The sequence below is a fragment of the Lacticaseibacillus zeae DSM 20178 = KCTC 3804 genome (genome assembly GCF_000260435.1).
GTDB classification, from domain to species: Bacteria; Bacillota; Bacilli; order Lactobacillales; family Lactobacillaceae; genus Lacticaseibacillus; species Lacticaseibacillus zeae.
The window spans coordinates 1-6014 of record NZ_BACQ01000045.1; the positions used below are offsets into that span (position 1 = coordinate 1).

Annotated in this window: 3 protein-coding genes and 1 pseudogene; 1 reads left to right on the forward strand and 3 read right to left on the reverse strand. The window is 45.4% G+C overall.

Annotated features, from left to right (window positions below):
* Positions 1–232: 232 nt before the first annotated feature.
* Both serS and GSO_RS08970 read right to left on the reverse strand, forming a co-directional pair.
* A complete protein-coding gene (gene serS / locus GSO_RS08960) occupies positions 233–1516 on the reverse strand; it encodes a serine--tRNA ligase (RefSeq protein ID WP_010491313.1) in 1284 nt (427 codons plus the stop codon).
* 448 nt (positions 1517–1964) lie between these two features.
* Complete coding sequence (locus GSO_RS08970) at positions 1965–3542, reverse strand: helix-turn-helix domain-containing protein (protein ID WP_010491314.1); 1578 nt, start codon at positions 3540–3542, stop codon at positions 1965–1967.
* 245 nt (positions 3543–3787) lie between these two features.
* Between GSO_RS08970 and GSO_RS08975 the strand changes: the two genes are divergently transcribed.
* Entirely contained in the window at positions 3788–5317 is a 1530-nt protein-coding gene (locus GSO_RS08975; RefSeq protein WP_010491316.1) for a helix-turn-helix domain-containing protein, read from the forward strand.
* 155 nt (positions 5318–5472) lie between these two features.
* Here GSO_RS08975 and GSO_RS08980 read toward each other — a convergent pair.
* Positions 5473–6014, reverse strand: a pseudogene (locus tag GSO_RS08980) (amino acid permease); the annotation flags it as partial.

Below are 6014 nucleotides of genomic sequence, written 5' to 3' on the forward strand. Positions count from 1 at the left end.
TTTGACAGATTATCATGACCAGCAAATCATGTCAACAACTTTTTGAATAAACATGCATTTGTTGAATGCCCTGATGTGCTATCAATTTGACAACGAAGAATATGATAGCAACTTTGTTGAACGCCGTCAACACTTTTTAAATGAGGTTTTGCTAAGAAATCGAAGGCCGAACATTCAATCAAAAATGCAGCGAATCATTAGCAATTCGCTGCATAAACATGCATTTTCTCAATTAATTTTCTTGTTTGATGACAGTTTGCCCATGCATGTAAGGAACCAAAACATCCGGAATCTTAACGGTGCCGTCTTCTTGCTGGCAATTTTCAAGAATGGCTGCTACCGTTCGGCCAACTGCGAGTCCTGAACCGTTGAGTGTGTGGACAAACTGCAGCTTGCCTTCGTCGTCGCGATACCGAATCTGGGAACGCCGCGCTTGGAAGTCGGTGCAGTTGCTACAGCTTGAGATTTCCCGGTAGCGATCCTGGGCCGGGAACCAGACTTCCAGATCATTTGTCTTGGCGCTGGTGAAGCTAGCATCGTTGCTGGCTAATGTGATGACATGGTAAGGCAAATCTAGTTTACGCAAAAGATCCTCAGCATCATGAATCAAATTAGTCAATTCTTTCCAGGAATCTTCCGGTTTACAGAATTTCACCATCTCGACCTTGTTAAATTGGTGCATGCGGATCAGGCCGCGGGTGTCGCGGCCGGCACTGCCAGCTTCAGAACGAAACGCCGGAGTTAAGGCCGTAAAATTGATTGGCAGTTTATCCGCATCAATAATGTCGCCACGGTAATAGTTGACCAGTGGAACTTCGGCGGTCGGAATCATGGTCAATGGCTCGCCGTCATTGGTGATGGTATAAGTAGCATCGGTAAACTTGGGAAACTGACCAGTTCCAAACATGGAATCGTTGTTAACCAAGTAAGGAGGAATAATTTCTTCGTAACCTTCTTTTTGATGTTCGTCTAAAAAGAAATTGTAAACGGCACGTTCTAGGCGGGCTCCGGCTCCTTTATAGTAAACAAACCGACTGCCTGAAACTTTGGCGGCTCGTTCAAAATCCAAAATGCCAAGACTCTCACCGATGTCCCAGTGATGTTTTGGTTCAAATTCAAAACTTGGAATCTTGCCCCACTTGTACTCTTCTCGTGAATCATCTTCGTTCAGCGACATTGGCACATCATCTGCCGGGAAATTCGGTAAACGTACTAGAATATAAGTCACTTTGTCATTAAGTGCCGCCAGCTCTTTGTCTAAAGCACTAATCTTCTGGCCGACTTCGCGCATCGCTGCAATTTGGTCATCCGCGTTTTCTTTGTTGCGCTTCATGACGGCAATCTTCCCGGAAACTTCATTACGCTGAGCTTTTAGTTCCTCGGTCTGCACTGTCACTTTTCTGCGCTTTTCATCCAGAGCCAGTAGCTCGTCGATTTCTTCACCCTTAATTGCCCGGGCGGCTAATTTTTTCTTCGCCCATTCAGGCTTTTGCCGAATCAATTTCAGATCTAACATACTTTTCCTCCCTCATCATTTTGATGTATCTGACACGTCAGCACGCGCATTCATGCTCGCCTTAATGTGGTTCACCGGCATCGGGGCCCGACTCACACTCCGGTCTCTAACCGGGCTGGCTCACGCTCAACAAAAAAAGCCCTTCATCTCCAATGGGACGAAAGGCTTCTTTCCGCGGTACCACCCAAGTTTGGCGCATAACGCCACCCTCTTAGCCGATAACGGTCGGCTTCCGTGCAGCTCATCACTGCCCACTCAGGCGCTGGAATAAGGATGATTGTCAGCTTGCACCAACCGCTGACTCTCTAAAACATCCATTTAGGCGCTTCAGACGTGTTAACTATACATTGCTAAAATACCGCATCTTGACGCGGGATACAAGAAAACTTTGTATTTTTATGACGAATATACCCGCGATCTAACAACTCGCACAGATTGGTGTTAGGTTCTAGTAAATAAAACGCGCTTCCTTGAGCATCTTTTCATCCCAAAGTTCCCGCAGCAAACTATAAAGCTGGCCGTAGTGGTCATTGGTGACATTGATGTGCCACGGGAAAATCTGCGTCTTACCGACATTGTCTTGAATGAGCCCTACCGAAGTCGTGATGACCAGATCAACATCCTTGAGATTAGCATCAGGCGACGCTAACTCAACGAACGGAACAGCATGCAAAAACGCCAAGAGATCGATATAGCCAGTCATTGTTTGTTCGATAATCGGAGCAACCAAGACCTTTTTGCGTGGCTGAAATTGAACTACAAGTTGATGCAGGCTACGATAAAATGCCTCGGTCAAAACTTCTCGGCAATTTCGAAACGATGACAGCTTCTTGCGCCCAATCACTTCGTCAAGTGTGACCTTAACCTGTTGATAAAAGGCAGGATCATCCTTGGTTTGCTGAATGTTTGAACTGAACTCGGCTAACAAACTGGTCGTAAAATCCTTATTAAACGCCAGCACGCTTACCGTCACACTCAGCATATTGACGAACAGCAAACGGTAAGTATCATCGGGTAGGTGAATATCACGCTTGAAGCTGTATGGAAAATGCTCGAAAAATCCGCTGATCAATTGATAAATCTCGGGATTATAGTTGTTGTAGCGCTCGATCATCCGCTTTTCAACTTGCTCATCCGTGATAATATATAGCGGTGCAAAATTAAATAGAAAATAAAGCGCATCACTTTCGCTCTGTTGCTGCTGGGTGGTCAGATGTTCAAATTGTTTTGATTTATCCAGTAGTCGCGAGGCGGCGTCGCTGAACAGATTGGGAACCGGGTAATGCAGCACCTCCGATTGCGCGTCATGCACCAAAATGTGGCCGCTTAAAATGCGCTGATGCGAAATCGCCACATAATACATTAATAACTCGCGCGTGATGGTGTTGACCTTGCCGCCATCAAAAACGACCAGTAAGCCATCTAGAATCTGGCCAGCTTGCTGGTGCGTTAAATTTTCAAAAGGCCACGCCACGCCATTGGTTGCCAACCAATAAGCAATTGTCATAAACAGCCGGATATTTAATTCCGGGCCGGTAAATGATAGTGTTTCATACGAGAACTGCACTCCGCTTTGCCGCGCATAACCCCGAATCGCCTTTAAATGGCGCAAAACCGTGGCTTTAGAGCTATCGCAGGCTTTCAAAAAATCATCAAGGTTCTCATACCGTTGATATAAGACAGCGTCCAAAAATTTGTATGGATGTGATTGGGCAACAAGATGATAGCGAAATTCGTCAGGCGGCACCGCAAATAGTGTTTTCACCGAACTATGGTGCCGACCCAGCATGGCCTGCAAGGAACTAATCAGACCATTATAAGTATTATAGACGCTGCCATAATTGCGGTTCGTAAGTGCTGCTATCTGTTTGAGATTAACCTCACTTACCAAGGGCCGATGACCACGATAAGCCGCTAATTTTGCCGTAACTGGTGTCTGCGCTTCCCGTACCTCGATAATGGTACGAAACAACCCCAGTTTCTCAGCGTCAGACATTGACAAAAAAATATCATGATTGTCTTTCATAAAATCTCCCTACTTCAGATAATTTACCCCATTTCCCATGATTATACTTCATCGAACATACAGCGTCAGGTTTCAAGCTCGGCACAAAGCTTGTCTATACCATTTTTATAGCAGTTTCTTATCTTAACAGATGGTTTTACGCATGTTTAAAGTTCAATAGTTCACTAATAAAACGTCATACTCGTCATTCTTTGTTATAATTGATATTGAAGCAAACAAAATTGTCTTCAGATTGGGGGATCACGATGCTTTACGAACAAACTTTTCTTGACCGCGCTGATTTCCAAAAATACCAAATGTTTTCAGCTATCAAGGATAGTAATGTCCAAACCTACACCATTAATACCCTCAGTCGCCACCTAGACCTTTCTTATCAGCAGGGCTACAACATCTTACAGGAACTCTTTCGTGATTTAACCGAATTAACAGCGCACCCGGAAAACCTTAAACGTAAGCAAATCAACCTTTTAATGGAAATCGACGTAACGGTTGATGATTATCACCTTTATTTGCTAAAACATGCGATTGCGTTTCAATTTGTTGACTACATTGTTCAGGCTAATCATCCCTCTACCGAGCAGTTTTGCCGGGCCCATTTCATCAGCCGCTCGACGTTGGTGCGGAAAACCGTCGCCTTGCGCGCACTGCTCGAACGGTTCCAAATCAAGTTGTCCTTTAGTGATTTGTGCTTTATCGGTGAAGAAAGCCGAATCAGGCTGTTTCTGTTTGATTTTTACTGGCTAGGTTACCATGGTGTTGACTGGCCATTTAAAGTTTTGGATGAAAAGCAAATCGTCAAAGAATACATGGCCCTGCCCAATGCCAAAACCAATCCGGTCGATATTCTTGAAGAGATCCTCTTTTGGGCAATTTGTCGGGTGCGGATCAGTGGCAATCATTTTGTTACCGGCAACGAACCGTTTGACCGGATCTTCAAGGATTACCCACCATTTCAGCATTCCGTTTATACGCAAGAAATGTTCCCGGCGTTCAATAAGCAATTCATGAAAGCTGAAAATGATTTCTTCTATTTTCAGCAACATCGAACGATCACCTTCTTGCCTGACACACCAGCCGATAAAGACTTTATTCATTACGTTCTTAGCCAAAAGACAGTTGCTGCCGATTTCGTTAAACGACTTTTAGCCTTTTTAGGTGATCATATTCGGCATCACACAGTCTTTGACCTTCAGCACGAACAGGGGTTGATCCTCAATCTGACCCGAATCGCATTGAACAATGAAATGCTGGGCGGCGATTTCATGCATTTGGTCGACTTTTTCAATCCCCGTGCGTTGAATTACACCAAAACCAATCTTTATCAAGGCCTCGAGGAATTCATTGCCACGCTGCCTGATACGCCGGCATATCGACACTTTCTTGGTAAGCAGCATCTATTCTTGCGCACGCTCTACTATTTGCTGACGCCTTATCTGCGCTACTTTGCGGAAACACCTACCGTACGGGTCAGATTGGCCTATCTCGACCACAACTTGCTTAACCGCCGCCTCGTCAACTTCTTATCTGATCTGCCAATGGTTCACTTGTTGCCGGAACGTGCCGTTTTTAAAACTGCAGACCTCGTTATTACAAGTGTCGATAACGAGAAGGCCATCAAAGCCGCCGCGCCTGCCGGTTTTCATGGGCACATCATTAGTTGGACAGCTGAAGACAGCGACGACGCCATTTTCCGACTGTACTTATTGATTCGCCGCCTGTATCTTAAGAAAACCGACGCCTCGTTGTCAGGCCAAAATGTCGATCCCGCTTCTTAGGCTCTCGTCGTTCGAATAAATTTTGCCAGTTATCCATCAAAAATCGGCTCTAAAACGCAAATTGCTGCGTTTTAGAGCCGATTTAGCTTAGGCGCAATTTCATATACTTTAGCGAGAAATGTTGCAGTCAAAAAGCCAATCAGCTACTCGTTTACTCACGCTCGCTTGCTCGCCTGATGCTCACGGTGTGGTGAAAGATCGACTTTTTCTAACGGAATTAGCTTGGTCTTGTGTTTGACCTTATACCAGACAAATAAAACGATGAATAGCGGAATCGACATGTAAGAAATCAGCAGACGTCCCCAGGCAAAATGTTGTACCGCTTGCAGATCCTGCCCCACAATCACAATTAAGCTCATGATGATCGCCAAAATTGGGCCAACCGGGAACCATTTTGCATGATATTTCAACTCATGAACATCATGCCCCTGCTTCACAAACGCACGCCGAAAGCGAAAATGTGATACCGCGATCCCTAGCCACGCCAGAAATCCGGTCAGGCCGGATGCAGCCACCAACAGTTGATATACATGGGGTCCCATAATGCTGGTCAAAAATGTCAAACCACCGACCAGTGTTGTCAATAGTAAGGCTGCAATCGGAATGCCGCGGGTGTTCGTTTTTGAAAAACACGCGGCGCAAACCCCGAACCGCCCATGGCCCACAACATTCGGGTGGAGGCATACATGCCGGAATT

Bases quoted from the DNA above. Each gene is read 5' to 3' on its own strand.
- GSO_RS08970 (WP_010491314.1), bottom strand. From the start codon at position 3,542: ATGAAAGACAATCATGATATTTTTTTGTCAATGTCTGACGCTGAGAAA.
- GSO_RS08975 (WP_010491316.1), top strand. From the start codon at position 3,788: ATGCTTTACGAACAAACTTTTCTTGACCGCGCTGATTTCCAAAAATAC.
- serS (WP_010491313.1), bottom strand. From the start codon at position 1,516: ATGTTAGATCTGAAATTGATTCGGCAAAAGCCTGAATGGGCGAAGAAA.